This window comes from Paraburkholderia sp. GW821-FHT02A12, assembly GCF_059422005.1.
Genome location: NZ_JBWKWA010000001.1, coordinates 1,928,221 through 1,952,440, shown reverse-complemented (window position 1 = coordinate 1,952,440; position 24,220 = coordinate 1,928,221). Strand labels below are relative to the sequence as shown.

Here is a 24,220-nt window from a genome sequence, read left to right as displayed (position 1 = left end):
GCGTGAGTGCAGTCATGAGCGTTGCCGTCCACGCTCATCGACTGCGCCGCGTAGCCATCCACCGCACGCATCACGCGCACTAGTGTGGCTTCAGGTGGGGCCGATTTCGAACCTGCTATTCGACGACGCGCAATTTGCCGGCACGCTCAACGGCGCGCACGACGACCTGCTGGAGGCGGCGAAAGCACGCGATGCAGCGCGAGTACAAAGCGCGATCGAGCGCGATCTGAGTCATGCCGCGACGTGTTTGCGCACGCAGTGCCTCTGATCCGGAATCGTATGATCGATTGCGGTGAATTGGCGTGTTTATGGATATTCCGCAGCGCAACAGCACGTGATATTGTTTAATGAAAGCAGAGGGAATTGTTCTGCCGTCCTGACCTGAAGCAATTCACAGCCGCGAGCGTCGCCATGAGTGATGTACGCCACCATTTAAGTCCACGGGACCGTTTGGAGCTGCTATGTTGGCTCACCTGCGGAATCCTTGGCGCTTATTACCTGAATGAGGAGTGGCCTGACGCGGCATTTCACGTCCAGGCCGCGCACAAATGGCTGGACCGCCGCATGCGGGAGGCGGACTGGCTGAGCGTGGCCAGGTTGTCGGCACTGGCGTTAGAGATTGCGCGCCGGCATGCAAAGTTTGTCGATACCGAGTGGGCACGGGATGCAGTCGAAGAGATCCTCGACACGGATGAGCTGGACCCGCAAGCGCGGTTGGTGAGACAGGTTTTGGCCGATTGTCAGAACGCGCTTGCCGATAAGCGGGTAGCGGATTGATTGGGTTCATTGGCGTTGCCCCCGCACAGGGGGAACGCCAATGAACCCATAATGAAAACAAAAGAAAAACCAGCGCCGCAGGCTGCCGTACGCAGTAACCCGTAACAGGCTATCTCACATCAAACGCATCATCCCCATGCGTGCGATGTCCATCGGCTGCCACGGCCACCCAATGCACGCACCCAATGCACGGTGTAACGACCGGCCGCCATTCCTTCCCGGGCGCAATCCTCGGCAATCCGCTCCGGCGTTTTCCATTCGTCAGTCAATAGAGCATACTGCCGACGGCAAAGCCACGGCGGACAGTGGAAAATGCGTCATCCCGGCTACCGGCACGGAGTGCTCATGAAACCGCATCGCCCGCGTCCCCCGCAACTCCCCGGCGATCAGTCGCATGCGGAGTGGCGGGATCACACCTTGCCGTATGCGATCGTCGCCGCGCTCGTCGTACTGGTGGTCACGCTGATCGTCTGGCTGGTCGATCCAGCGCCGCCAAAGACGATCACGATGAGCGCGGGTCCGCACGACAGTTCATTCCTCGTCGCCGCCGAGCAGTACAAGAAAATTCTCGCCCGCAACGGCATCACGCTGAAGGTGCTGGAATCCGATGGCTCGGTGCAAAACCTGCATCGGCTGCTGGACCCGAAACAGCATGTCGATCTTGCTCTCGTGCAAGGCGGCGTGGCGGATGGCATGGCGACTTCATCGCTGATGTCGCTCGGCAGCGTTTTCTATATACCAGTGGTGGTGTTCTATCGCGGCACGGGCGTGACCCAGCTTTCGCAGCTGGAAGGCAAAAGGATTGCGATAGGCCGCGAAGGCAGCGGCACTCGCCTGCTTGCGCTCAAGCTGCTGGAAGCAAACGGCATCGAGCCGGGCGGCGACACCGCGCTGGTGCCGAGCGACGGCTTGCAGGCCGCCACGCAACTGGTTGCGGGCGATGTCGACGCGGCGATCCTGAACGGCGACTCGGCGACCCGTGGCTTGATGCTCCGGCTCCTGAAGGTGCCCGGCATCTCCGTGATGAACTTCGACGAGGCGAGCGCTTATACACGTCTCTTTCCGTATCTCGACCAGATCGACCTGCCGCCCGGCGTGCTGGATCTCAAGCACAGAATCCCGCCCGAAACCGTCCACCTGGTCAGCCCGACTGTTGAAATCGTCGCCCGCGCCAATTTGCACCCGGCCATCTCCGACCTGCTGATCGAAGCCGCGCAGGAAGTTCACGGCATGCCCGGGCTCCTGCAGCATGCGGGCGAATTCCCTAATCCCGTCGCCCGTGAATATCAGATCAGCGAAGACGCGCAGCGCTACTACAAGACGGGAAAAAGTTTTCTGTATCGCAACCTGCCGTTCTGGCTGGCCAACATTGGCGACCGCACGCTTGTTCTGCTGCTGCCGATGGCCGTGCTGCTATTCCCGGCGATGCGCCTGATACCCGCGCTGTACCAATGGCGCGTGCGCTCGCGCATCTATCGATATTACGGTTCGCTGATTGCGATCGAACGCGGCGCGCTCACCACCGACTCGAGCGATGAAGAACGCAAAGCGCTCTTCAAGGAACTCGATCATATCGAGGAGTCGCTTAACCAGTTGCGCATGCCGCTTGCCTATGCCGACGCTTTTTACGTGCTGCGCGAGCATGTCGGTTTTGTGCGCGCCCGGCTCTCGATGGCGTCGAGGCAAGGCAGCCCGCCCTAGACGAGGTTCCGGCTGTCAGGCCTCTGAATCGACCGGCGAGCTGGTCGGCGAGTCGACTTGCTGTGCATCGGCCTGTGACTCGGCTTGCGCGTTGGCTTGTGAGGCGGCCGGCGGCGTAGCCGTCGGGTTGGCTGCTTTAGGCGCGGCTTTAGCTGCCCGGTGCGCCTGCAGGCGTTGTGCGCCGGCGGCTTCCTGTGCCGTCACCTTCCCCGCCTCGCTGCCGGTCAGATCGACTCGCGCGGCACCTTCGACGAGGCACTTCCAGTAGCGGCTGCCGCGGCACCAGGTTTTGATCGCGTCGCGCAGCTCGGCTTCGCTCAACGACAATTCCTTCGCGTGAACGACGAGGTCCTCGAAGACGCCGACCTTCAGCGGGAGCTTGGGTGCTGGATTCTTTGGAAACGCAATGGGGAAGCGCTTTTGCAGTTTCCCGATCGTTTTGACGACCGGGTCGACGGGTTTCGCGTCCGGCGCCGGTGCGGGCGCAGCCCGGCGCTGTTGCGGCGGCTTGCGGGCGGGCCTCGCGCCAGGCTTTGCACCAGCCTTTACACCAGGTTTTGCAGCGGGCTTGGCGGCAGGCGCGGCGGGGGCGGCTTCGGCCCGTGCCGCGGCAAGTTGCTTTTTCAGTTCAGCGAGTTGTTCGAAACCCATGGCGCACAGTCGATCGAGAAAGACGAGATTGTAGCAGCGAGTCGATCCAGTCATGACGACGCCGGCGGCCTGCCGCAAAGGTTTGCCCGGTAATAGTTCTACCGCGGTGAGATTACGCTGGAAGCTCAAACCTCATACGCCGTCAGGCCGAAAACATCCACACACAAGCCGCTACGCCCAGCGTTATTTCGCAATGCCAGCGTCAGCTGATGCCTCTGCGCGATCCGCGAGACAATCGCCAACCCCAGGCCACTGCCCTCGCCGTGCGCCTCCTCGCCTCGATAGAACCGATCGAAAACCCGTTCGAGCTCAGGCTCGGGAATCCCGGACCCGCTATCCACCACCTCTAATCCCACCCGGTTTCCAGAGCGCTTCAACACCACATCGACCTTGCCGCCGCGCGGCGTATGCCGAATCGCGTTATTGATCAGATTGCCCAACAACACAGTCATCCCATACGGCTCGGCCAGCACCGTATACGCATCGCCAGGCGTGCGCGCCTGCTCGCACTCGAGCCCAAGATCGATCTCCCTGGTCTCGGCAAGCAGCGAAAAATCTCCCACCGCCTGCTCGCCGATCCGGCGCAAGCTCACCGGCACCATCGACGTCACCGGATGCGCATCCTCGCGCGCCAGCGTCAGCAACTGCTGCACCAGATGGATGATCCGGTTGACCCGTCCCTCGACACGCTCCAGCGCCTGCCCCTCGCCCTTTAACGTGCCGTCGCGCGAGGCGGCCTGCAGTTGCAGTTTCAGCGCGGCCAGCGGCGAACGCAACTCGTGCGCGGCATCCGCGATAAAAGTGCGCTGCGCTTGCGACGCAGTATTCAAACGCTGCAGCAAATCATTGAGCGCCTCGACCAGCGGCCGGATTTCGACCGGCAGGGCGCCGTCCAGACGCAGGGGTTCCAGCGAATCGATCGAACGGGTCGCCAGCGCGCGGGACAAGCCGCCAATCGGCGCGAGCCCGCGCGCGACCACCAGCAATACCAGCACGATCGTCACCGGCAGCAGCAAGCCAAGCGGCCACAGCGTATGCAGCGCCAAGGTGAGCGCGAGATCCTCGCGCACGGACACCGGTTGCGCGACCTGGATATAGCGGTCCGGCTGCTGCAACCCGAACGCGCGCCAGTGAGATTCACCGCGCTCGACCGTGCTGTAACCTTCGCGCAGGCGCGAAAACACCGGCGCTTGCATCGAGTGATAAATGAGCTTGCCGGCACGGTCCCAGATTTCGATGACGACGCGGTCGTCGGCGAGATCGCCCAAATCGGGGCTGCGATGCTCGACATTCGACGGGCCCTGGAGGTTCGACGGCAGCGACAGCGCCACCGTGCGCAGTTCGTAGTCGAACAGCTCGCTCGCCTCCTCCCGCGCCGTATGAAAGATGCCGTAGCCGGCTACGCCCGAGGCCGCTGCCATGCCGAAAATCAGCCAGCCGAGCAGCCAGCGGCGAATCGACGTCATCCGCACCTCTTCAGGCGATAACCGACGCCGCGCACGGTCACCACCTGGTCCGCGCCGATCTTGCGCCGCAAGCTGTGCACATGCACCTCGATCGTGTTGCTGCCCACCTCCTCGCCCCAGCCGTACAGTTTTTCTTCGAGCTCGGCCTTGGTGAAGACGCGCGTGGGTTCCTCGATCAGCGCCTGCAGCAGCGCGAATTCGCGCGGCACGAGCGCCACCGGCTCGCCGTCCTTAGTCACCTCGTGCGCCGCCGGGTCGAGTGTGAGCTCGCCGTGCGCGTACACGGGCTGCTTCTGGCCGGTACGCCGCCGCAACAGCGCGCGCACCCGCGCGGCAAGCTCGTCGAGATCGAATGGCTTGATCAGATAATCGTCGGCGCCTGCGTCGAGGCCGCGAATCCGGTCGTCCACCGCGTCGCGCGCGGTCAGGATGATCACTGGCGCAGCGCCGCCGGCCTTGCGATATGCATTCAGCACGTCGATGCCGTCTTTCTTCGGCAAGCCGAGATCCAGCAGCACGAGGTCGTACACGCCGTTGCCGAGCGACAACTCCGCAGCGCGGCCGTCTTCGGCACAATCGATCGCATAGCCAGCGCGGCGCATCGCGCCCAGTACGGTCTCCGCAATCATGTCGTCGTCTTCGACTAATAACAGACGCATGGCCTCTCCTCTCTCCAGTTTGCCCGCATTGTTCCGTTCTTCAGCTTAACGTTTCCTTATGGCTCGCTTATGTTTTCCTTATGGGAGGCTTATGCGACGCTGAAGCTACGCTTATGGGATGCTTAAGCGCCGGTTAGGCATCACTTAAGCTCATCCTCAGCAGAATCGGCCCCTGTTGAGCCGCGTCCGCTCAGGATGCCCCCACCTTTTGCTCAGGAGCCGGACCTTTCGAGGAAGTCGCGATGCTCGCCGTGGCCAACATATAGCCTCACGTCGCAGCAGCAATCGCAGTCGGCGCTGCACGATCTGGCGCAGTTCCAGATGCGGCCGCTGCTTTCTTCGGTGGAAGGCGTGGCGCGCGTCGACGTGATGGGCCGTGCGCAGGACGAATTCGAAGTCGCGATCGAGCATGGCGACGGCCAGGGCGATTAGCGCAAAGCTCGCCGCCTTCCAGCATCAGACGCCCGCCAGCGCGCATCTTTCTGATTTTTCTCTTTGCCTGCGCGGCGCCATAAAAAAGCGCCGGTAGGCACACAACGCCCATAGCGAAACCCTACCCTCCGTCAGACGTCTCCATCACCCTCAAAGCCGCACTGCGCGCCGCGCGCGCAGAACCTCCGCCAACCGGCACTCGAGCTCCGCGCCAAACCACATGTGATCCAAACGCCCCGGCCAGCCACTGCGCGGCGAGCAACATATCCCGCAACGGCACAAGCGGCAAATCCCGCCAGAACCTGCGCTCATGCCGCGCGCTACGCAGATGCAGCAACATTCGCGCGGCAAACCCGGCCGCGGTGCAGGCAGCACTCGCAAGCGCCGCCCACAGATGCACGCCGTCGTACGGCCCCACCGCCAGGCTGCCGGTCAGCCACGCACCGGCCGCGATCCACGGCGACGGAAACGTGATGAACAAAAAAGCAAACCCGAGCGGGTTCACGGAGCGAATCGTGCGCAGCCACCGCGTCTCACGCTGCCACAACGAGGCGAAAGTCGGCTCGATAACGTCGGTGGCCACCATCACGCGCGACAAAACCGTCTGCAGCCCCAGTTCCCGCACATGTTCGGCGAGCCAGTAATCGTCGGCGAGACAATTTTTCAGCGCGTCGAAGCCGCCGATCTGCTCGAGCGTCTCGCGACGCAACGCCAGCGTCGCACCGAAGCCGAAGCGGCGCGACCCTGCCGCGTGCGCGACGCGCACCGAAGGCGCAAACCACTCGTTGATGAACAGCGCGCCGACGCGCGGCCAGAATCCGCCGACGCCCTGCGCCACGTAAAGGCACGTGACGACGCCGACGCGAGGATCGGCCAGCGGCGCGGCCACGGTGTCGAGATAATCGGCTTCGACGGCGATGTCGCTGTCGGCAATCACGATCACGTCGTGACGCGCCCGCTCGGCCATGTTGATCAGATTGCTGACCTTGAGATTGCAGCCGTGCACCCGCGTATCCACCGCGAGCCCGATGTCGTGCAGCGGATACGCGGCCTGCAAACGCCGCACCACGGCGATCGCGGGATCGTCGGGCGAGGACACGCCGAGCACCAGTTGAAAGTGCCCGTGACGCTGCTCGCAGAAGGTCCTGAGGTTTTCGTAGAGACGCGGCTCCGCACCGCAAAGCGGCTTGAGCACGCTCACGCCGACCTTCGTGAAAGGATCGGTCCGGCATCTGGCGGCGCCGCCACGGCGCGCCGCGAAGAACGGCATGGCCACCGCCGCCAGCATCGCGTACAGCGAAGCCGCGCCACATCCGACGAGCAACAACCATTGGCATGCTGTCAACGTGTGGGCCGCCATTGGCTGGCTCCGTTAGTGCTCGGCGAGCTGGGAACCCGGCAAGACCAGCAGCACGAGCGATGCGAGGGCTTCGGCGCACATGGCCGTGAGCGAAGCCGCCATCAGATGGGCTCGCAGCATGTCGACGGTGACTGGCTTCATGGCTTGGCCTCGTGACCTGACGATATGCACGGCGCGATGGATGCGCAAACAGGCGCCCGTCGTGCATTTCATCGATGTGCTTACGATTGCATTGCGAAAATCTGACAACGCGATGCTGCTCTCGCGCGCTCATGCCGAGCCGCGCGACAGCGGCCTGTTGAGGGGCGATAGTATCGATTCAAACTGAAGGAAACCTTAAGGAAGATGGCGGTATAAAGCGGGTGTCGAACATCGTGGTTACACTTCGCCATATGGCCCGGCGCTTGCTTGAAGGCCGGCGCAGCCGGGCCGGATCAAGGCCACACCCTGAACGGAATGAACTGACTTATGCGCATCCTCCTCGTAGAAGACGACGACCTGATCGGCTGCGGTATCGAAGCGGGGCTGCGTCAGACCGGTTTCACGGTCGACTGGGCGCGCGACGGTCACAAGGCCGATCTCGCGCTCGTCACGACGGCCTATGCGCTCGTGATACTGGATATCGGCTTGCCCCGGGTGTCGGGCATGGACATCCTGAAGCGCCTGCGCGACGCGGGCAACGACGTGCCGGTGCTGGTGCTGACCGCGAAGGGCACGGTGGTCGATCGCGTCGGCGGGCTCGAAGCCGGCGCCGACGACTACCTCGGCAAGCCGTTCGACCTGACCGAGCTGATTGCGCGTTGCCGGGCCTTGCTGCGCCGCGCGCAAGGGCGCAGCGTCGAGGTGATCCGCTATCAGGATCTGACCGTCAACCCGGCCGCGCAAACGGTCGAGATCGGCGACTCTCGCGTGTCCCTCACCTCGCGCGAATGGGCGATCCTGATGCAGTTGCTGACCAACCAGGGTATTCCCCAGTCGCGTTCGCGCCTCGAAGAAAGCCTGTATGGATGGCAGGAAGAAATCGAAAGCAATGCCATCGAAGTGCATGTGTCGAATCTGCGCAAGAAGCTCGGCGCGAAACTGATCAGAACGGTTCGCAATATCGGCTACGTGGTGGAGAAAGCGTGATGTCGTCGATACGCCGTCGGCTGATGCTGCTGATTCTCGCCTGCATCGCACTGATATGGGCCGTCGCGCTGGTATCGAGCTATCGTCAGGCGACCCGCGAAGTCAGCCAATGGGAAGACGCTCGCCTCGCCGAACTGGCGCAAATCCTCGCCCTGCTCGATGAGAGCAGTCTGATCACGCTCGCCAATGCGCGGATCGATGTGCGGGAGGAAGGCGGCGACCCCGGCGCCAGCAACGAAGACGACGACGACAGCCTGCCGCGCGACGCGCTGTTCCAGGTGCGCAGCGCCAGCGGCGAGGTGCTGGCGGGCAGCCCGCAATTGCGTGCGTTGCAGGCGTGGGATCTGCCGCTGCCGGCGGTCGGCGGCGCGCAAACCATCACGCTGGGCGGCAAGGCGTGGCACTCGTTCACCTTGCGCGATACGGCGCTCGGCCACATCGTGCGCGTGTTCGAACCGGCCAATACGCGCAGCGATCTGGTGAGCGGCGTTGCGAACCGGGTTGCCCGGCCCACGCTGCTTGCGCTGCCGGTGCTGGCGTTGCTGGTGTGGTTCAGCATCGGCTGGAGCCTGACGCCGCTCAAGATCCTGTCGGGCGCGATCCGCGCGCGCAACATCAACCGGCTGGAACCGATCGACATCGGCCATTCGCCCACCGAAGTGCGGCCGCTGATCGATGCGATCAATCTGGTGCTGTCGCGCTTGCGGCACTCGCTGGAGCGCGAACGCGCGTTTACCGCCGACGCCGCCCACGAACTGAAAACGCCGCTCGCGGCGATCAAGGTGCAGGCGCAAGTCGCGCTGGCCGAGCCGGACGCCGCGTTGCAGCGGCTGGCGATGGAGCGCGTGGTGCAAGGGGTGGACCGCAGCGCGCGGCTCGCCGAGCAATTGCTGCTGCTGGCGCGGCTGGATGCGCACGAGAAACTGTCGAGCGCGCCGCTCAAGCCCGCCGCGGTCGCCAAAGACGCGCTGCTCGCCAACGAGCGCAATGCGCAGCAAAAAAACATTCACGTGACGCTGACCGGCGACCTGCGCGCCGAGATCAACGCGGAACCGGTGCTGATCGGCATCCTGCTCGACAATCTGCTCGACAACGCGATCAAGTACGGCCGCGCCGGCGGCCGCGTGGAGGTTGCGGTGCAGCATGCGCTCGACCGCGTGCGGCTGACCGTGCGTGACGACGGGCCTGGCGTCGCGTCCGCCGATCTCGCTCATCTGACGAATCGCTTCTATCGCGCGACCGGCAATCAGGCGACCGGCAGCGGCCTCGGCCTGTCGATCGTCGCGCGGATCGCGGAGCATTTCGATGCGAGCCTGCATCTCGGCACGGGTATCGGCGAGCGCGGGCTCGCCGTCGAAGTGTCGTTTCCGGCTTATGGGGGCGCGCACTGAGGCTGGGCTGGGCGGCTGATCGCTGCTTCCGCTGCTTCCGCCCCGGCGCTCGGCGTGTACTCAGTCAGCGCTGGCTTGCCTCGCGAACGCTCCCTTGCTCCGCAAGCTCCGAAAGCTCGGCCCGCCTGGGCGCGCGAGCCGACGACTCGGCGAACTGCCACGCAAAGAGTCCCGGCACGAAGATCAGCAGGTCGCGAATGCGCCGCGCGCCAGCCAGCGCGAGGCAGATTGAAGGATCGAGGCCCAGCGCGCCGCCGATCAGAATGAAACCGCCCTCCTGTACGCCCAGCCCGCCCGGCACGAAGAACGCCGCGCTGCTGACCGCCTGAATCAGCGATTCGATCACCACCGCTTCGACAAGCGTGACCTGCACGCCGAGGAAGTACAGCGCGAGCCAGATTTCCAGCGAGGTCAGGAAGCACTGCAGCGGCTGCCAGAAGAACAGGTAGCGCAACACCACGCCGCGCCGGCGCCAGATCAGCTTGATGGCCTGATCGATCTGGGCGGATTGCCCGACCAGTGCGGCGAGCTTGCCGCTCGTCATGCGATTGAGCGCGCGCGTGATGCGCTCGAAGGGATTGGCGTGCTGCACGAGCGCGAACAGCAGCAGCAGCGGGGTCAGCACCACCACGCCCCACGCCAGCTGTCCCGCCAGCCGCAGCGTACCCGAATGCGCGTGCGCGAACAGAAAGCCGATACCGACCATCGTGAACAGCAGCTGGCTGATCACGGTGAGCTGCATGTCGACGATGATGCTGCCGACCGCCGTCGACGGACGCACACCCCAGCGCTTGAGTATCCGGAACGATACGACCTCGCCGCCGATGCGGGCGACCGGCAGCATGCAATTGACCGATTCGCGCACCCACACCAGATGCAGCATCGCGGCGACGCTCGGCCGGTTCGCGCCCCGAATCAGCGAGCGCCAATCGGCGGCATTGGCGAGCATCGGCAGCACGTGCGCGATGGCGGCCAGCAGCAGGCCGGCGCCTGCGGTGCGCAGCGCGCCGAGCACGGCGCCGGGGTTGCCTTGCCAGACCAGCCACAGCGAAACCAGCAAGCCGGCTAGCGCGGCCACGCGGCCGAGATGCTTCACCACGCGTGTACCTTTCGCTTGCGCTTCAAACCGCTTCCGCCACCGTCTTCGAAATACCTGCGCTTCATTGCTGACCCAACCCGCTGTTCTGTCTATCCGTTCCGCTTCATTCGCCGTGCTTCATTCGTCCTGAGCCGCCGACAGCAGGCCGTCGCCGTCAACCTTGAAGCTGAAGCCGCGCCAGATCACGCGCGACGACCAGAAGCTCGCCACAAAAATCGCAAACGATACGATATCCCACAACGGCAGCAGCCACAGGTCGCGATGCGCTTGCCGCAACGCCCGATCGGACAGCAAGTTCAGCATGAACCGCGCGCACACGGCGGCCAGCGCGAGCAGCCAGGCCCACCTGGCGCCCCCTGAGAAGGCTATCGCGAGCAGCGCGAAGGCGAGCGGATGAATCAGCGCCGAGCCGATGTGGCCGAGCGGATCGACGCTGCGGATCGTGCGGCTCCAGCGCAGTTCGTGAGCAACCAGTTGCGCCGCACTCGTTTCGACGCAGGCATGCGAGATCGTGAACGGCGGAATCACCACCTTTTCGCCGATCATCCGCACCGCTTCGCCGATCGCGTGATCTTCGGCCAGATGCCGGACGAACGGCGTGAAACCGCCGATCTTTTCGAGCGTGTCGCGGCGCATCGCGATGGTCTGCCCGAAACACGGGCGCGCGAGACCGAGCGCCAGCCCCATCACCACGCCCGGCAAAAACTGATAGTTGGTGGACTTGGCAGACAGACGCGGCCAGAAACCCGGGTCGGGCTGCCCGCGATAAACGCAGGTCACGAGACCGACGTCCGGTTTTTGCAATTCGCCGATCACGTTGCGCAAATAATCCGGCCCGACGCTCACGTCGCTGTCGGCGAAGACCAGCACATCGTGCTGCGCTTGCGGCAGCATATTGAGGATGTTGCTGATTTTGCGATTCGGGCCGTACAGGCGCGCATCAGCGACCACGGTGATGTCCGCTTCGGGATGCAGACGCCGCAGTTCGTCGACGGTTTGCAAGGCGGGATCGGTCGATTCGTGCACGCCGAACAGAAATTGCACGGGGCCCGGATAGTCCTGCCGACAAAAGCTCGACAGGTTGGCGAGCAGCGCCCATTCATTGCCATGCAAGGGTTTGACGACCGTGACCGGCGGGAAGCTGGTCGGCTCGGACACCGGCCGTGCGAAGAACCGGCCGATCAGCGCGCCGGCCAGCACGGTGTAAACGATACCGAAGACCGCGCACGCCGCGCACGCGCAGGCCAGCGTGACGGCGAGCAGATGCGCGGCGATCACGCTTGGTGGGCGCGCAGGAACCGGAAGAATTCGACGCCTTCGCGCAGGCGCCGTTTCATCATGTCCCAGCTCGTCAGCATCTCGCGCAGGATTTCCCAGATCTTCGACGGACGGAAATAGAAGCGCTTGTAGAAGTTCTCGAGCTGGTGGTAGATCTCGTCGCGCGACAGATGCGGATAGCCGATCGCCGCGAGCTGCACCCCTTCCTTGCTGACGAGATTGATGACCTTGTTCTCTTCGAGCCAGCCGTTCTCGACCGCCTGGTTATAGAGCGTCGTGCCCGGATACGGCGCGGCGAGCGACACCTGGATCGTGTGCGGATTGATCTCTTTCGCGTACTCGATGGTCTTCTGGATCGTGTCCTGCGTCTCGCCCGGCAGCCCCAGAATGAAGGTGCCGTGAATCTTGATGCCGAGCTTGCGGCAGTCGTCGCTGAAACGGCGCGCAATGTCGGTGCGCAACCCCTTCTTGATGTTCAGCAGGATCTGGTCGTCGCCCGATTCATAGCCCACCAGCAACAGGCGCAGGCCGTTTTCCTTCATGATCTTCAGCGTCGGGTACGGCACGTTCGCCTTCGCGTTGCACGACCACGTCACGCCCAGCTTGCCCAGCCCGCGGGCGATTTCCTCGACGCGCGGCTTGAAGTCGGTGAAGGTGTCGTCGTCGAACATGATCTCCCTGACTTCAGGCATGTTGTCGCGAATCCACTTCACTTCCTCGAGCACGTTCTCCACCGACCGCGTGCGGTAGCGGTGGCCGCCCACTGTCTGCGGCCACAGGCAGAAGGTGCACTTCGAGCGGCAGCCGCGGCCCGTGTAGATCGACACGTACGGATGCTTCAGATAGCCGATGAAGTAGTTGTCGATCGTCAGGTCGCGCTTGTAGACCGGCGCGACGAACGGCAGCTCGTCCATGTTCTCGAGGATCGGGCGCGCTTCGTTGTGCTCGATCGAGCCGTCGCGGGCGCGATAGCTCAGCCCCTTGATGTCGGCGAACGGCTTGCCCTCGGCCACTTCCTGGCAGGTGAAATCGAACTCTTCGCGGCCGACGAAATCGATCGCCTCACTGGCGGTCAGCGAATTGTGCGGGTCGACCGCGACCTTCGCGCCGACCATGCCGATCAGCACCGAAGGCTTGCGCTTCTTGAGGTCCTCGGCGAACAGGGCGTCGGTGGGAAAGGACGGCGTGCTGGTGTGGATGATCACCAGATCGTATTGCTGCGCGATCTCGAGCGAGGCTTCGACGGACAGGCTGTCGGCCGGGGCGTCGAGCACGCGGCTGTCGGGGATCAGCGCGGCGGGCTGCGCGAGCCACGTCGGATACCAGAACGAGCGGATTTCACGCTTGGCCTGATAGCGCGAACCCGCGCCACCATCGAAACCGTCGTACGACGGCGCCTGCAAGAACAGGGTTTTCATGAATGCTCCAGCAAGCCTTTTGATTGGCGCTTTCAGTTTTCTGTCGGAAAACTATCGGAATCATTGCGTCGCGGGGATGCGAGTGGTCGCGCAAATACTACGGAGCAAAGCTGAAGGAAACCTTAAGGATCGGGAGCCTGGCGCGGCGGGGGCTTTGCCTGCGGCGGCGCGGCGGTCGGTACGCTGCCGGCGCACAGCCAATCAATCGCGCCACGCAAGGCAAAACCCCAAACCTTCACACTGGCTTGATATCCGCCGCCTGTTTCCCCTTCGGTCCCTGCTTGATTTCGAAGCTGACCTTCTGGTTCTCCTGCAACGACTTGAACCCTTCGGTTCGAATCTCCGAAAAATGTGCAAACAGATCTTCGCCACCGTCGTCCGGCGTGATAAAGCCAAATCCCTTTGCATCGTTGAACCACTTCACTGTACCGGTTGGCATGTCGACCTCGCTTGCACCTTGGTTGAGATTGGAGCTGCATTCGCCGTCCAGCGTCAGCAATCGCCATCGCTGCTGGCTCCAGCCGGTTCCTGCAACTGCTGTTTGACTTTACGCCTGTTTGCGCGCCGGTGCTTTGCCAGGATTTTCTCCGCTCCGGCCACATCGCGGCAAACACCGCCACGAACCGTCCGCATTGCACCACGCGCGAGCACGCCACCGGTGCGCTATCGCTCAATCAGATAAGATCATCCCTATCGGCAGTCCATTCCGGGCCGCGCAGGTCCCGCCCCCATCCCACGACCGAGCGCGCAGCCTATCGTTCTCCCACTCACAGGAACCCAGCATGGCCATCTCAAGCTATACCGATACCCGGCTTCTGATCAACGGCGAATGGTGCGACGCCGCCAGCGGTAAGACCCTCGACGTCGTCAATCCCGCCACCGGCAAGGCCATCGGCAAGGTCGCCCACGCCGGCATCGCCGATCTGGACCGAGCGCTGGCCGCCGCGCAACGCGGCTTCGAAGCCTGGCGCAAGATCCCCGCCAACGAACGCGCGACGACCATGCGCAAAGCCGCGGCGCTGGTGCGCGAGCGCGCGTCGGACATCGCCCGCCTGATGACCCAGGAACAGGGCAAGCCGTTCCCCGAAGCACGCGTCGAAGTGCTGTCCGCCGCGGACATCATCGAATGGTTTGCCGACGAAGGCCGGCGCGTCTATGGCCGGATCGTGCCGTCGCGCAATCTGGCAGCGCAGCAACTGGTTCTCAAGGAGCCGATCGGCCCGGTGGCGGCGTTCACGCCGTGGAATTTCCCGATCAACCAGGTCGTGCGCAAGCTGAGCGCGGCGCTCGCGAGCGGCTGCTCGTTCCTCGTCAAGGCACCGGAAGAAACCCCGGCGTCGCCGGCGGCCCTGTTGCAGGCTTTTGTCGAAGCCGGCGTGCCGGCGGGTACGGTCGGCCTCGTATTCGGCGACCCGGCGGAGATTTCGAGCTATCTGATTCCGCATCCGGTGATCCGCAAGGTCACGTTTACGGGCTCGACGCCGGTCGGCAAGCAATTGGCGGCATTGGCCGGCGCGCACATGAAGCGCGCGACAATGGAACTGGGCGGTCATGCGCCCGTCATCGTGGCCGAGGACGCGGACGTCGCGCTGGCGGTCAAGGCAGCGGGCGGCGCGAAGTTCCGTAACGCGGGCCAGGTGTGCATCTCGCCCACGCGCTTTCTCGTGCACAACAGCATCCGCGAAGCGTTCGCGGCGGCGCTCGTCAAGCACGCGGAAAGCCTCAAGCTCGGCGACGGTCTCGCCGAAGGCACGACCCTCGGGCCGCTCGCCAACGCGCGCCGCCTCGCCGCGATGAGCAAGGTGCTCGACGACGCGCGCAAAACCGGCGCCAGGGTCGAGACGGGCGGCGAACGCGTGGGCACTGAAGGCAACTTCTTCGCGCCGACCGTGCTGACCAACGTATCGCTCGAAGCCGACGTGTTCAATAACGAGCCGTTCGGCCCGATCGCCGCGATCCGCGGTTTCGACAAGCTCGAAGAAGCCATCGCCGAAGCGAACCGTCTGCCGTACGGGCTCGCGAGTTATGCATTCACGAAATCGTTCAGCAACGTCCATCTGCTGTCGCAACAGCTGGAAGTCGGCATGTTGTGGATCAATCAGCCTGCAACACCTTGGCCGGAAATGCCATTCGGCGGCGTGAAGGATTCCGGCTACGGCTCGGAAGGCGGACCGGAGGCAATGGAAGCCTATCTGGTCACCAAGGCGGTATCGGTGATGGCTGTCTAAGCTGTTTTTCAACTTGATCCGCTAACCATGCCAGGTCCGCGAACGCCCGTTCGCGGACCTTTTTATCGTCATGAACGACAACGCCCCTGGTTTCATTCAACCTGCGCTGACCGGCGAGACAGTCGAGCTAAGGCCGCTTCAGCAGGAACACGCACAGGGTCTGCTCGACGCCGCCGCGGACGGTCAACTGTGGAACATGAAGCTGACCGTGGTGCCCGGGCCCGAAACCGTCGGCAGTTACGTCGCTACGGCATTGGCAGGAAAACAGGCCGGCAGCGTGATGCCCTATGTGATCGTCAGGCGCGATACCGGCTCGATCGTCGGCAGCACGCGCTTCTGGAAGATCGACCGGGTGAACCGGAAGCTGGAAATCGGCCACACGTGGCTGAGCTCGTCGGTGCAGCGCTCAGTTGTCAACACTGAAGCAAAATTCCTTCTGCTGACTCACGCGTTCGAAGTCATGCAGTGCGTACGCGTGCAGTTCACCACCGACGAACTCAACGAGAAATCCAGAGCGGCGATTCTGCGGATCGGCGCCAAACAGGAAGGCATTGTCCGGCACGAACGCATCATGCCGGATGGACGCAAGCGCAATTCGGTGCGCTTTAGCATCATCGATTCAGAGTGGGCTGAGGTGAAGGCGATGCTCGAGCGCAAGCTCGCGCGATAAGCGCCCTACTGCCGCTCCCCCTGCCCCTCGCCACGCAAAACTCCCCGCTCAAGGCAGCATTCGCTGCAAGACCTGATCCTTGAGAACGAAGCGGTGAAACAGCGCGGCCGCGATATGCAGTCCTATCAGCGCGAACAGCACCCAGGCCAAAACGCCATGGATGTCGCCCATTGCGTGACCGACTGGCGAACCCGTTGCCGAGAGACTCGGATAAGGCAGCAGACCGAACAACTTGACGGACCATCCGCGCGACGATGCATTGGCCCACCCCAGCAGAGGCACCGCGACCAGCGTGCCATACAGAAGCGCATGCGTGATGCGCGAAACAACGCCAAGCAGCGGCGAAAGCGAAGCGGGCGCGGGTGGATGCGTCAGACGCCAGACTATTCTCACCACCACCGCCGCTATCAGCGCCGCGCCAACGCCAAGATGCCACGCGATCAACCCCGCGGGCAGCGTGCCCTTGTGAATGTCGGGCATGGTCCAGCCGATTACGAACTGCGCGGCTATCAATACCACCACTAACCAGTGAAGAAACTTTGCCATGCCGTCATAGCTTGCGGCGTATCGCAGGAAACTGGCTTCGTCGGATCGCATCATCGGGAGATTTTCTACTCGTCGTTTAGCGGCAGTGTCGTTGCGTCGACGCAGAGCACATTTGGCCGCAGGCGGTGGACATGCTACGGGCCAAACCTTAAGAAAAGCTGATGCAGCCCGGCCGGGGCTCATCCAGATGCGTGGGCCGGCGGCACCTCAGCAGCACGCAAAAGATACGGTTTTTCGCGTATGACGCTGCCGCCCCTCTCAAGTCTGAAACTGAATGTTTCCGCCGGGCACGCGCGAAACGATAGGCCGCGCCGCGCGCACTTCACTTGATCGCCACCGCGTGAATCAACTGCCGCGAAGGCGTCCGGTCCGGCGATGGGGGACGCTTTTCGTAACGCGCTCAACGGGTTGAAGGGAATCGTGGCACCTGCGGCCCGTCCCATCGCAGCGCCGGAATATCCGGCCGGTTCGTCCCGCTTACGTCGCCATCGCGCAATGGAAGCGACACGTCCTGTTACACACGAACACACCGGTAATCTGGCCGCTCAGTAGAGTTCGAGCAAACGTAAAGGGGAATGCAACGTCATGAAAAGAATTCTCACGCTGATGATATTGGCAGTCACTCTCGGGAGTGCATTGGGCGGTTGCATCGTGGTTCCCGGGGGCGGCGGCTACTACGATCACGATCATTATCACGGCCACGATCACGATCGTGACCACGACTGAACGGCTGAACGCAGTCTGCCCGTTTGGCCCTACTCTGAATTCTAAAACCCGAGAATAAATCATGAACATTTCACGAAGCCGGTGGTTATCCATCACCATCGTTGCCTGTCTGGGCATAGGCGCATCGTCGGTCGCGCTGGCCCACGTCGACGTCGGCGTGAACATCGGCATTCCTGGCGTCGCGTACGCACCCGAACCGGTGTACGCACCGCCTCCGCCGGTATACGTCCAGCCGCCTCCGGTGGTGGTCGTGAGTCCGGGCTGGTACGGCGAGCGCTATTACGACGGCCACCGCTATTGGGAACGCCGGGAGTGGGAGGAGCGTCACCACGACAACCGTGAGTGGCATGACGCGCGTGATTATCGCGGCGGCCCGCACGGCGACTGGCGTGGTCACGATGGCGGCGGGCATGACGACTGGCACGGTCATGGCGGCGACCACGGCAGAGCCGACGAGCACGGCCGGGGCGACCACTAAAGCGCAGGCGACGGCGGCGTCCGTGACGACGCCGGGCCATGCAAGCATCCGTGTCACATCATTTGCAGGAGCGACGATTTGCTACGCAACGATCCACGGCGTGTAACGGCGCAGTTCGACGGCACGTCCATTTCCGCCGAATACAGCGAACAGACCGGCCAACTGTGCTTGCGTCAGGACGGCGCCGTGCTCCGCGAATGGTTTCCGCCTCACTCGTGGATCGCGATTGCGTCGGTGGCGGGCGCGCGGCACTGGGGCACGAAACCCACTGACGACGACCTTCTCGCGTTGCTGCGAAACGAAGTGACGTTGTTGCGCACGCCATAGCTGAGATTGGCGGGTACCGGGTCGTCTTGTCGCGCGGCAGAATCCGCGGCCACGTCCCCCGTCTTTGCAAAACGGGTTGAATGCAGGAAAGCCGAAAAAATGCCAAAGGCCGGCCCGGATATCCTCCGGCGCCGGCCTTTTTTCGATTCGACTCGTGAATTGCCCGACGAGCCGTTTAGTGAGGCACTTAACGCGCGTTATAAATCGGCGGCGAGTAGGAACTCACTGTCGTTTCCGAATGACCAGCTTGCCACGTGCCGTGGCTGCCCGAACCATAACCGCTGGTATCGGCTTGCGCGGCATCCTTCTGTTCCGAGACGCGTTGTTCCGCAGACTGGGGGTTTTGCTGCGCACCGGTGACCGGCTGATTCGACTGGGCAAACGAAGCAATCGGCGCGCTGAAAACAACAGCAATAGCAACAGCCTTGATGAGCGATTTCATGAAACCACCTCCAGAGATTGTTTTATACGCGCTGCAGATGTGGGCTCAATGTGGCCTCGATGTAACCTCTGTGCAGCCGATGAGTACAGTGTAGGAGGGGAACGCTCGCGGATAAATCCTCGATTCCTGAATTCTCTGTTGCTTTGGGTACGACAATGGCAACGCCCGCTCATCACGGGATGCCCCATGTGCAGGGCGCGCTCCGCATGCGCCCCGCCCGTTCACTCTGCTTCTCACACCGCTGCGACGCCCACATAGTTTTCCGCCATCGCGGTGGCAGCTGCGCGCGAAGTCGTCACGTATTCGAGTTCGGCGACCTGCAGTTGCCGTTCGAATGGCGACGCGCCTTCGATGCGGTGCATCATGCTCGTCATCCAGTACGAGAAGTGCTCGGCGCGCCAGACACGCTTAAGCGCGGTTTCGCTGTAGCTGTCGAGCAGATCGCCGCGGTTTTCGACGTAGAACGCGTTCAACGCGCGAGTCAGCACCCGCACGTCGGCGACCGCGAGATTCATGCCCTTGGCGCCGGTCGGCGGCACGATGTGCGCGGCGTCGCCAGCGAGAAAGAGCCGCCCATGCTGCATCGTGGCCGACACGAAACTGCGCATGCCGACGATGTTCTTCTGGAAGATCTTGCCGTCCACGATTTTCTGGCCGTCATGCGAATCGACGCGCGCATGCAGTTCGGCCCAGATTCTGTCGTCGGACCAGTTATCGACCGAATCCTTCGGATCGCACTGAAAATACATGCGTTGCACGTTCGCCGAGCGCGTGCTGATCAGCGCAAAACCGCGTTCGTGACGTGCATAAATCAATTCACCCGATGAAGGCGGACCTTCGCAAAGAATGCCGAACCAGCCGAACGGATAGACGCGTTCATAGTCTTTGCGCAAAGCGTGTGGAATCGATGCGCGCGAAACGCCCTGCGAGCCATCGCAGCCGATCACGAAGTCGCATTGCAGTTCGTGCTCTTCGCCTTCGTGACGATAGCGGATCGACGGGGTCCCGGTGTCGATGCCGTGCAGCGACGTATCCGACACGTTGAAGCGCAGCGCCCCGCCTGCGGCGACGCGCGCGGCCACCAGGTCCTTGATGACTTCGTGCTGCGCATAGACGGTGATCGAATGGCCGGTGAGTCCGGTCAGGTCGATACGGCGCCGCTTGCCGTCGAACGCGAGTTCGAAGCCGTGATGCAGCGCGCCTTCGGCCTTCATCCGCGCACCGACCCCGGCTTCGGTGAGCAGGTCCATCGTGCCCTGTTCGAGCACGCCGGCACGGATGGTGGATTCGATCTGTTCGCGGCTGCGTGATTCGAGCACGACGGATTCAATGCCACGCAAATGAAGAAGATGGGAAAGAAGCAGGCCTGCCGGCCCGGCACCGATGATGCCGACCTGGGTGCGCATGAGTTGTCTCCTGAAATGCGGCGTTTGATTTGCACCCAGTTTGACAATCATGAGATCTATCGCGCAATGCGATATGGTGGATAAGCAGTATCTCGTTCTGAGATAAGACCTGATCTACCTGAACGCCAATGACGCTATGGGGAAATTCATTTCAACAATCCTTGAAATATAGAAATGGATGGCGTATCGTCCGGTCATGGACTCCAATCTCGTTGTACGCGCACTCGGTGCGCTAGCTCATGAATCCCGCCTCGCCATCTTCCGCAAGCTGGTCATCGCCGGCCAAGACGGCATGGCGGCCGGTGAGATCGCTCAGCAACTGGCACTCTCCCCTTCCAGCCTGTCGTTCCATCTCAAGGACCTGTCGCACGCGGGGCTCGTGAATTCGCGCCAGGACGGGCGTTTTGTCATCTACACGGCGAATTTCGACGCGATGTCCAGCCTGATCGGCTTCCTCACGGAGAACTGCTGCGCCGGCGCACCATGCGCCGTCGGCGATATCCCGGACTGCTGCGCGGACAAGTCATGAAGCGCGTGCAATTTCACGTTTCGGTAAGAATCCTGAGGACTTGCGGGAGAATCAAATGAGTAGCACTGATGCGGCAATCCGCGATACGCGGCCGGCCATCGGTTTTTTCGAGCGTTATCTGACGGTGTGGGTCGCGCTTTGCATCGTCGGCGGCATTCTGTTTGGGCAGGCGCTGCCACGATTTTTTCAGGCAATTGGCCGCATGGAAGTGGCGCACGTCAATCTGCCGGTCGGCGTGCTGATCTGGGTAATGATCATTCCCATGCTGGTCAAGATCGACTTTTCCGCGATGACACAGGTGAAGCGCCAATGGCGCGGCATCGGCGTCACGCTGTTTGTGAACTGGTTAGTCAAGCCGTTTTCGATGGCATTGCTCGGCTGGATTTTCATCCGTCATGTGTTCGCGCCGTGGCTACCCGCCGCTCAGCTCGACAGCTATGTCGCCGGCCTGATTCTGCTGGCCGCTGCGCCCTGCACCGCGATGGTTTTCGTGTGGTCGCAACTGTGCAAGGGCGATCCGTATTTCACGCTGTCGCAAGTCGCGCTCAACGATTCGATCATGATCGTGGCCTTCGCGCCGCTCGTCGCGCTGCTGCTCGGCCTGTCAGCCATTACAGTGCCGTGGGACACGCTGATTATCTCGGTCGCGCTTTATATCGTCGTCCCCGTCGTGCTCGCGCAGTGGCTGCGCCGGCGTCTGCTGGCACAGGGCGAAGCGCATTTCCAGCAGGCGGTCGCCCGGCTCGGCCCCTATTCGATCTGTGCGCTGCTCATCACCCTCGTGTTGCTGTTTGCTTTCCAGGGACAGGCGATTCTCAGCGAGCCGCTTGTGATCGCCATGCTCGCCGTGCCGATTCTGATTCAGGTGTTTTTCAACTCCGGTCTCGCGTATCTGCTCAATCGCCGGCTCGGCGTCGCCCATTGCGTCGCGGGTCCGTCCAGTTTGATCGGCGCGAGCAATTTCTTCGAGCTGGCAGTGGCCACGGCGATCAGCCTGTTCGGTTTTCACTCCGGCGCGGCGCTGGCCACAGTGGTGGGCGTTCTGATCGAAGTGCCGGTGATGCTGCTGGTCGTCGGCGTGGTCAATCGCTCGCAGCGTTGGTACGAAGCAAAATCACTTTGAAGACTCGAAGGTAACCGCCATGAGCGTCACGATCTATCACAACCCTGCTTGCGGCACGTCGCGCAACACGCTCGCCATGATCCGCAACGCCGGCATCGAGCCGGTCGTCATCGAGTATCTGCAAACGCCGCCGGACCGCGAAACGCTCACGAGCCTGATCACGCGCGCGGGCCTGAACGTGCGCGGAGCACTGCGCGAAAAAGGCACGCCCTATGCCGAACTCGGCCTCGGCGATACGAGCTTGAGTGACGAACAATTGCTGAGCGCGATGCTGAAACATCCGATCCTGATCAACCGGCCGTTTGTCGTAACGCCGCTCGGTGTCCGGCTGTGCCGGCCGTCCGAGGTCGTGCTCGAGATCCTGCCCACGGCGCAACAAGGTCCGTTTTCCAAGGAAGATGGCGAAGCGGTGATCGATCGGGAAGGACGCCGGGTTCGATGATGCCGCACGATCTCCCCTCCGCCTATTACGATCGCGTCGTCGACGTGATGGAGGAACTGTACAAGTTCACGCTGCTGGTGCGCGACCGTTCGGACAATCTGACGGATCGCTATAGCGAGCGCAAGGAGGCGCATCCCGAGCTTGCGACGACGCTTGCGGCGAATGCTATGGATCATGAAGCGCTCGCCGCCAACGCCGATGTCAACGGCGACACCGACGCCAGCGAAACCAAGTGACCACGCGCCACCGCGCAAAAGAGTTCGGCTACGCGAGAAACAGCCGGTACACCGGATTACCGGTCTCTTCCCAGTACGGATAGCCGAGCGTCGCAAGAAAGCGCTCGAACTCGCCGTTCCCGCTTTCCGGCACCTGGATGCCGACCAGAATCGAGCTGTAGTCCGCGCCCTGGTTGCGGTAGTGGAACAGGCTGATATTCCAGTTCGGCGCCATCGACGACAGGAACTTCATCAGCGCGCCCGGCCGCTCCGGAAACTCGAAGCGAAAGAGCCGCTCGTCATGCGCGAGCGGCGAACGGCCGCCGACCATATAGCGGATGTGCTGCTTGGAGAGTTCATCGAACGTCAGATCGACGGTGGGAAAGCCGTGCGCCTCGAACGCGCCCGCGATCTGCGCGGACTCGCTGCGATTCCTGATCTGCACGCCGACGAAGATGTGCGCCGAATTCGCATCCGCGATCCGGTAGTTGAACTCGGTCACGCTGCGCGTGCCGACCAGCTCGCAGAAGCGGCGGAAGCTGCCGCGCTCCTCGGGGATCGTCACCGCGAACACCGCTTCGCGCGCTTCCCCCACTTCCGCGCGCTCGGCGACGAAACGCATCCGGTCGAAATTCATGTTCGCGCCCGACGTGATCGCGATCAGCGTCTGGTTCTCGATGCCTTCGCGCTCCGCATACTGCTTGGCGCCGGCGACAGCGAGCGAGCCCGCGGGCTCCAGCACGCTGCGGGTGTCCTGGAACACGTCCTTGATCGCGGCACATAGCGCATCGGTATCCACCAGCAGCACGTCGTCGAGATATTCGCGGCACAGCCGGAAGGTTTCCTCGCCGACCAGCTTCACCGCGGTGCCGTCCGAAAACAGGCCGACTTCATTGAGCGTGACCCGCTCACCCGCTTTCAGCGACGCCGCCATCGCGCACGAATCGTCGGTCTGCACGCCGATCACCTTGATCTCCGGACGCACCGATTTCACGTACGCCGCGACGCCCGCCGCCAGTCCGCCGCCGCCGATCGGCACGAAGATCGCGTGGATCGGCCCCTGGTGCTGGCTGAGGATCTCCATCGCGACGGTGCCCTGGCCGGCGATCACGTACGGATCGTCGAACGGATGCACGAAGGTCAGGCCGCGCGCTTCCTGCAGCTTCACCGCATGCCCGTAAGCATCGCTGTACGACTCGCCGAACTGCACCACCTCGACGGTCGGCCCGCCATGCGCGCGCACCGCATCGACCTTCACCTGCGGCGTGGTGACCGGCACGACGATGATCGCCTTCACGCCCATGCGCGCCGCCGACAGCGCCACGCCCTGCGCATGATTGCCCGCCGACGCGGTAATCACGCCGCGTTCCAGCGCCTCGGCCGGAATATGCGCCATCTTGTTGTACGCACCGCGCAGCTTGAACGAGAACACCGGCTGGTTGTCCTCGCGCTTCAGATAGACGGGATTGCGCAGGCGTGCCGACAGATTCGGCGCACGTTCGAGTTCGGTCTCGCGCGCCACGTCGTAGACGCGCGCGGTCAGGGTTTTCTTCAGGTAGTCGTGCCGGAGGGCCACGCTGTCAGCGGCTTCAGCAACCTGTTTGAGTTCGTGTAACGGCAAGGCAAGCTCCTGTGCGGCACGGGCAAATCACTAGAAAGTCACCAGGAGACGGATATAAAAAAACCCGCCTCGTGGGGCGGGTTGATGTCACTGCTATCAGACGCGCG

28 protein-coding genes and 1 pseudogene are annotated in these 24,220 nt (G+C 63.0%); 16 read left to right on the top strand and 13 right to left on the bottom strand.

The genetic code is table 11. The features are described 5' to 3' along the window. Positions 1-82 precede the first annotated feature (82 nt). From AC07WT_RS08745 to AC07WT_RS08735, 3 genes are all read left to right on the top strand, one after another. Entirely contained in the window at positions 83-268 is a 186-nt protein-coding gene (locus tag AC07WT_RS08745) for a hypothetical protein (protein WP_494946756.1), read from the top strand. Positions 269-411: 143 nt separating this feature from the next. After that, positions 412-777: a hypothetical protein gene (locus AC07WT_RS08740; RefSeq protein WP_492593433.1), complete on the top strand. Its 366-nt coding sequence runs from the start codon at positions 412-414 to the stop codon at positions 775-777. A 345-nt stretch (positions 778-1,122) separates the two neighbouring features. Continuing rightward, positions 1,123-2,478 carry a TAXI family TRAP transporter solute-binding subunit gene (locus AC07WT_RS08735; RefSeq protein ID WP_494946755.1) on the top strand — a complete coding sequence of 452 codons (1,356 nt, stop codon included), beginning with the start codon at positions 1,123-1,125 and terminating at the stop codon, positions 2,476-2,478. A 15-nt stretch (positions 2,479-2,493) separates the two neighbouring features. Here AC07WT_RS08735 and AC07WT_RS08730 read toward each other — a convergent pair whose 3' ends face one another. From AC07WT_RS08730 to AC07WT_RS08720, 3 genes are all read right to left on the bottom strand, one after another. Continuing rightward, a complete protein-coding gene (locus AC07WT_RS08730) occupies positions 2,494-3,129 on the bottom strand; it encodes a ProQ/FinO family protein (protein WP_494948409.1) in 636 nt (211 codons plus the stop codon). A 125-nt stretch (positions 3,130-3,254) separates the two neighbouring features. Continuing rightward, positions 3,255-4,595 (bottom strand): ATP-binding protein, encoded by a 1,341-nt coding sequence (locus tag AC07WT_RS08725; RefSeq protein WP_494946754.1) that lies wholly within the window; start codon positions 4,593-4,595, stop codon positions 3,255-3,257. After that, entirely contained in the window at positions 4,592-5,254 is a 663-nt protein-coding gene (locus AC07WT_RS08720) for a response regulator (protein WP_494946753.1), read from the bottom strand. The genes AC07WT_RS08725 and AC07WT_RS08720 overlap by 4 nt, the downstream gene beginning before the upstream one ends. A 195-nt stretch (positions 5,255-5,449) precedes the next feature. Between AC07WT_RS08720 and AC07WT_RS08715 the strand changes: the two genes are divergently transcribed. Then, entirely contained in the window at positions 5,450-5,686 is a 237-nt protein-coding gene (locus tag AC07WT_RS08715) for a hypothetical protein (RefSeq protein ID WP_494946752.1), read from the top strand. A gap of 121 nt (positions 5,687-5,807) precedes the next feature. Here AC07WT_RS08715 and hpnI (AC07WT_RS08710) read toward each other — a convergent pair whose 3' ends face one another. Both hpnI (AC07WT_RS08710) and AC07WT_RS08705 read right to left on the bottom strand, forming a co-directional pair. Beyond that, complete coding sequence (gene hpnI / locus AC07WT_RS08710) at positions 5,808-7,046, bottom strand: bacteriohopanetetrol glucosamine biosynthesis glycosyltransferase HpnI (RefSeq protein ID WP_494946751.1); 1,239 nt, start codon at positions 7,044-7,046, stop codon at positions 5,808-5,810. Positions 7,047-7,058: 12 nt separating this feature from the next. Then, positions 7,059-7,187 (bottom strand): hypothetical protein, encoded by a 129-nt coding sequence (locus AC07WT_RS08705; RefSeq protein WP_492593438.1) that lies wholly within the window; start codon positions 7,185-7,187, stop codon positions 7,059-7,061. Positions 7,188-7,227: 40 nt separating this feature from the next. Between AC07WT_RS08705 and AC07WT_RS08700 the strand changes: the two genes are divergently transcribed. The 3 genes from AC07WT_RS08700 to AC07WT_RS08690 all read left to right on the top strand — a co-directional run bounded on the left by AC07WT_RS08700 (position 7,228) and on the right by AC07WT_RS08690 (position 9,565). Next, positions 7,228-7,374 carry a hypothetical protein gene (locus AC07WT_RS08700; RefSeq protein WP_494946750.1) on the top strand — a complete coding sequence of 49 codons (147 nt, stop codon included), beginning with the start codon at positions 7,228-7,230 and terminating at the stop codon, positions 7,372-7,374. Between the two features lie 140 nt (positions 7,375-7,514). Next, positions 7,515-8,174, top strand: coding sequence for a response regulator (locus tag AC07WT_RS08695; RefSeq protein WP_494946749.1), 660 nt, complete (start codon positions 7,515-7,517; stop codon positions 8,172-8,174). Continuing rightward, on the top strand, positions 8,174-9,565 hold the full coding sequence (locus tag AC07WT_RS08690) for an ATP-binding protein (protein ID WP_494946748.1): 1,392 nt from the start codon (positions 8,174-8,176) through the stop codon (positions 9,563-9,565). The genes AC07WT_RS08695 and AC07WT_RS08690 overlap by 1 nt, the downstream gene beginning before the upstream one ends. A gap of 64 nt (positions 9,566-9,629) precedes the next feature. Here the strand turns inward: AC07WT_RS08690 and AC07WT_RS08685 are convergent, their stop codons facing one another. From AC07WT_RS08685 to AC07WT_RS08670, 4 genes are all read right to left on the bottom strand, one after another. Further along, a complete protein-coding gene (locus AC07WT_RS08685; protein WP_494946747.1) occupies positions 9,630-10,664 on the bottom strand; it encodes a flippase-like domain-containing protein in 1,035 nt (344 codons plus the stop codon). Between the two features lie 117 nt (positions 10,665-10,781). Then, the gene (hpnI, locus tag AC07WT_RS08680) at positions 10,782-11,942 is read right to left on the bottom strand and encodes a bacteriohopanetetrol glucosamine biosynthesis glycosyltransferase HpnI (protein WP_494946746.1); all 1,161 of its coding nucleotides are present in this window, start codon (positions 11,940-11,942) and stop codon (positions 10,782-10,784) included. Then, positions 11,939-13,360 carry a hopanoid biosynthesis associated radical SAM protein HpnJ gene (gene hpnJ / locus AC07WT_RS08675; RefSeq protein WP_494946745.1) on the bottom strand — a complete coding sequence of 474 codons (1,422 nt, stop codon included), beginning with the start codon at positions 13,358-13,360 and terminating at the stop codon, positions 11,939-11,941. Before hpnJ ends, hpnI (AC07WT_RS08680) begins: the two co-directional genes overlap by 4 nt. A gap of 235 nt (positions 13,361-13,595) precedes the next feature. Further along, complete coding sequence (locus tag AC07WT_RS08670; protein WP_008922053.1) at positions 13,596-13,799, bottom strand: cold-shock protein; 204 nt, start codon at positions 13,797-13,799, stop codon at positions 13,596-13,598. Positions 13,800-14,142: 343 nt separating this feature from the next. Here AC07WT_RS08670 and AC07WT_RS08665 point away from each other — a divergent pair, with 343 nt between their 5' ends. Beyond that, entirely contained in the window at positions 14,143-15,588 is a 1,446-nt protein-coding gene (locus AC07WT_RS08665; protein ID WP_494946744.1) for an NAD-dependent succinate-semialdehyde dehydrogenase, read from the top strand. A 70-nt stretch (positions 15,589-15,658) separates the two neighbouring features. After that, entirely contained in the window at positions 15,659-16,258 is a 600-nt protein-coding gene (locus AC07WT_RS08660; RefSeq protein WP_494946743.1) for a GNAT family N-acetyltransferase, read from the top strand. 48 nt (positions 16,259-16,306) lie between these two features. Here the strand turns inward: AC07WT_RS08660 and AC07WT_RS08655 are convergent, their stop codons facing one another. Continuing rightward, positions 16,307-16,804: a cytochrome b gene (locus AC07WT_RS08655; protein WP_494946742.1), complete on the bottom strand. Its 498-nt coding sequence runs from the start codon at positions 16,802-16,804 to the stop codon at positions 16,307-16,309. Between the two features lie 585 nt (positions 16,805-17,389). Here AC07WT_RS08655 and AC07WT_RS08650 point away from each other — a divergent pair. The 3 genes from AC07WT_RS08650 to AC07WT_RS08640 all read left to right on the top strand — a co-directional run bounded on the left by AC07WT_RS08650 (position 17,390) and on the right by AC07WT_RS08640 (position 18,335). Further along, a complete protein-coding gene (locus tag AC07WT_RS08650; protein ID WP_492596383.1) occupies positions 17,390-17,530 on the top strand; it encodes a hypothetical protein in 141 nt (46 codons plus the stop codon). Positions 17,531-17,591: 61 nt separating this feature from the next. Further along, entirely contained in the window at positions 17,592-18,008 is a 417-nt protein-coding gene (locus AC07WT_RS08645) for a hypothetical protein (protein ID WP_494946741.1), read from the top strand. 78 nt (positions 18,009-18,086) lie between these two features. Next, positions 18,087-18,335, top strand: coding sequence for a hypothetical protein (locus tag AC07WT_RS08640; protein ID WP_492596385.1), 249 nt, complete (start codon positions 18,087-18,089; stop codon positions 18,333-18,335). Between the two features lie 187 nt (positions 18,336-18,522). Here AC07WT_RS08640 and AC07WT_RS08635 read toward each other — a convergent pair whose 3' ends face one another. Together AC07WT_RS08635 and AC07WT_RS08630 are read right to left on the bottom strand one after the other, a co-directional pair. After that, positions 18,523-18,777 carry a hypothetical protein gene (locus AC07WT_RS08635; RefSeq protein WP_492596386.1) on the bottom strand — a complete coding sequence of 85 codons (255 nt, stop codon included), beginning with the start codon at positions 18,775-18,777 and terminating at the stop codon, positions 18,523-18,525. 233 nt (positions 18,778-19,010) lie between these two features. Next, positions 19,011-20,183 (bottom strand): 4-hydroxybenzoate 3-monooxygenase, encoded by a 1,173-nt coding sequence (locus AC07WT_RS08630; protein ID WP_494946740.1) that lies wholly within the window; start codon positions 20,181-20,183, stop codon positions 19,011-19,013. A 196-nt stretch (positions 20,184-20,379) separates the two neighbouring features. On the opposite strand from AC07WT_RS08630, the gene AC07WT_RS08625 reads away from it, so the two are divergent. The 4 genes and pseudogenes from AC07WT_RS08625 to AC07WT_RS08610 all read left to right on the top strand — a co-directional run. Then, entirely contained in the window at positions 20,380-20,712 is a 333-nt protein-coding gene (locus AC07WT_RS08625; protein ID WP_494946739.1) for an ArsR/SmtB family transcription factor, read from the top strand. A 55-nt stretch (positions 20,713-20,767) separates the two neighbouring features. Beyond that, complete coding sequence (arsB, locus tag AC07WT_RS08620; RefSeq protein ID WP_494946738.1) at positions 20,768-21,835, top strand: ACR3 family arsenite efflux transporter; 1,068 nt, start codon at positions 20,768-20,770, stop codon at positions 21,833-21,835. A gap of 19 nt (positions 21,836-21,854) precedes the next feature. Further along, a complete protein-coding gene (arsC, locus tag AC07WT_RS08615) occupies positions 21,855-22,277 on the top strand; it encodes an arsenate reductase (glutaredoxin) (protein ID WP_494946737.1) in 423 nt (140 codons plus the stop codon). Positions 22,278-22,291: 14 nt separating this feature from the next. Beyond that, a pseudogene (locus AC07WT_RS08610) lies at positions 22,292-22,513 on the top strand (arsenical resistance protein ArsH); the annotation flags it as partial. 28 nt (positions 22,514-22,541) lie between these two features. Here the strand turns inward: AC07WT_RS08610 and ilvA are convergent. Next, a complete protein-coding gene (gene ilvA, locus AC07WT_RS08605; protein WP_494946736.1) occupies positions 22,542-24,113 on the bottom strand; it encodes a threonine ammonia-lyase, biosynthetic in 1,572 nt (523 codons plus the stop codon). Positions 24,114-24,220 lie beyond the last annotated feature (107 nt).

Coding starts and splice junctions, on each gene's coding strand:
- arsB (WP_494946738.1), top strand. CDS start 20,768: ATGAGTAGCACTGATGCGGCAATCCGCGATACGCGGCCGGCCATCGGT.
- hpnJ (WP_494946745.1), bottom strand. CDS start 13,360: ATGAAAACCCTGTTCTTGCAGGCGCCGTCGTACGACGGTTTCGATGGT.
- arsC (WP_494946737.1), top strand. CDS start 21,855: ATGAGCGTCACGATCTATCACAACCCTGCTTGCGGCACGTCGCGCAAC.
- AC07WT_RS08725 (WP_494946754.1), bottom strand. CDS start 4,595: ATGACGTCGATTCGCCGCTGGCTGCTCGGCTGGCTGATTTTCGGCATG.
- AC07WT_RS08670 (WP_008922053.1), bottom strand. CDS start 13,799: ATGCCAACCGGTACAGTGAAGTGGTTCAACGATGCAAAGGGATTTGGC.
- AC07WT_RS08720 (WP_494946753.1), bottom strand. CDS start 5,254: ATGCGTCTGTTATTAGTCGAAGACGACGACATGATTGCGGAGACCGTA.
- AC07WT_RS08665 (WP_494946744.1), top strand. CDS start 14,143: ATGGCCATCTCAAGCTATACCGATACCCGGCTTCTGATCAACGGCGAA.
- AC07WT_RS08630 (WP_494946740.1), bottom strand. CDS start 20,183: ATGCGCACCCAGGTCGGCATCATCGGTGCCGGGCCGGCAGGCCTGCTT.
- AC07WT_RS08730 (WP_494948409.1), bottom strand. CDS start 3,129: ATGGGTTTCGAACAACTCGCTGAACTGAAAAAGCAACTTGCCGCGGCA.
- hpnI (WP_494946751.1), bottom strand. CDS start 7,046: ATGGCGGCCCACACGTTGACAGCATGCCAATGGTTGTTGCTCGTCGGA.
- AC07WT_RS08700 (WP_494946750.1), top strand. CDS start 7,228: ATGCGCAAACAGGCGCCCGTCGTGCATTTCATCGATGTGCTTACGATT.
- AC07WT_RS08655 (WP_494946742.1), bottom strand. CDS start 16,804: ATGGCAAAGTTTCTTCACTGGTTAGTGGTGGTATTGATAGCCGCGCAG.
- AC07WT_RS08635 (WP_492596386.1), bottom strand. CDS start 18,777: ATGAAATCGCTCATCAAGGCTGTTGCTATTGCTGTTGTTTTCAGCGCG.
- AC07WT_RS08715 (WP_494946752.1), top strand. CDS start 5,450: ATGCCCCCACCTTTTGCTCAGGAGCCGGACCTTTCGAGGAAGTCGCGA.
- AC07WT_RS08650 (WP_492596383.1), top strand. CDS start 17,390: ATGAAAAGAATTCTCACGCTGATGATATTGGCAGTCACTCTCGGGAGT.
- AC07WT_RS08695 (WP_494946749.1), top strand. CDS start 7,515: ATGCGCATCCTCCTCGTAGAAGACGACGACCTGATCGGCTGCGGTATC.
- AC07WT_RS08740 (WP_492593433.1), top strand. CDS start 412: ATGAGTGATGTACGCCACCATTTAAGTCCACGGGACCGTTTGGAGCTG.
- AC07WT_RS08625 (WP_494946739.1), top strand. CDS start 20,380: ATGGACTCCAATCTCGTTGTACGCGCACTCGGTGCGCTAGCTCATGAA.
- AC07WT_RS08690 (WP_494946748.1), top strand. CDS start 8,174: ATGTCGTCGATACGCCGTCGGCTGATGCTGCTGATTCTCGCCTGCATC.
- AC07WT_RS08660 (WP_494946743.1), top strand. CDS start 15,659: ATGAACGACAACGCCCCTGGTTTCATTCAACCTGCGCTGACCGGCGAG.
- AC07WT_RS08705 (WP_492593438.1), bottom strand. CDS start 7,187: ATGAAGCCAGTCACCGTCGACATGCTGCGAGCCCATCTGATGGCGGCT.
- AC07WT_RS08645 (WP_494946741.1), top strand. CDS start 17,592: ATGAACATTTCACGAAGCCGGTGGTTATCCATCACCATCGTTGCCTGT.
- AC07WT_RS08735 (WP_494946755.1), top strand. CDS start 1,123: ATGAAACCGCATCGCCCGCGTCCCCCGCAACTCCCCGGCGATCAGTCG.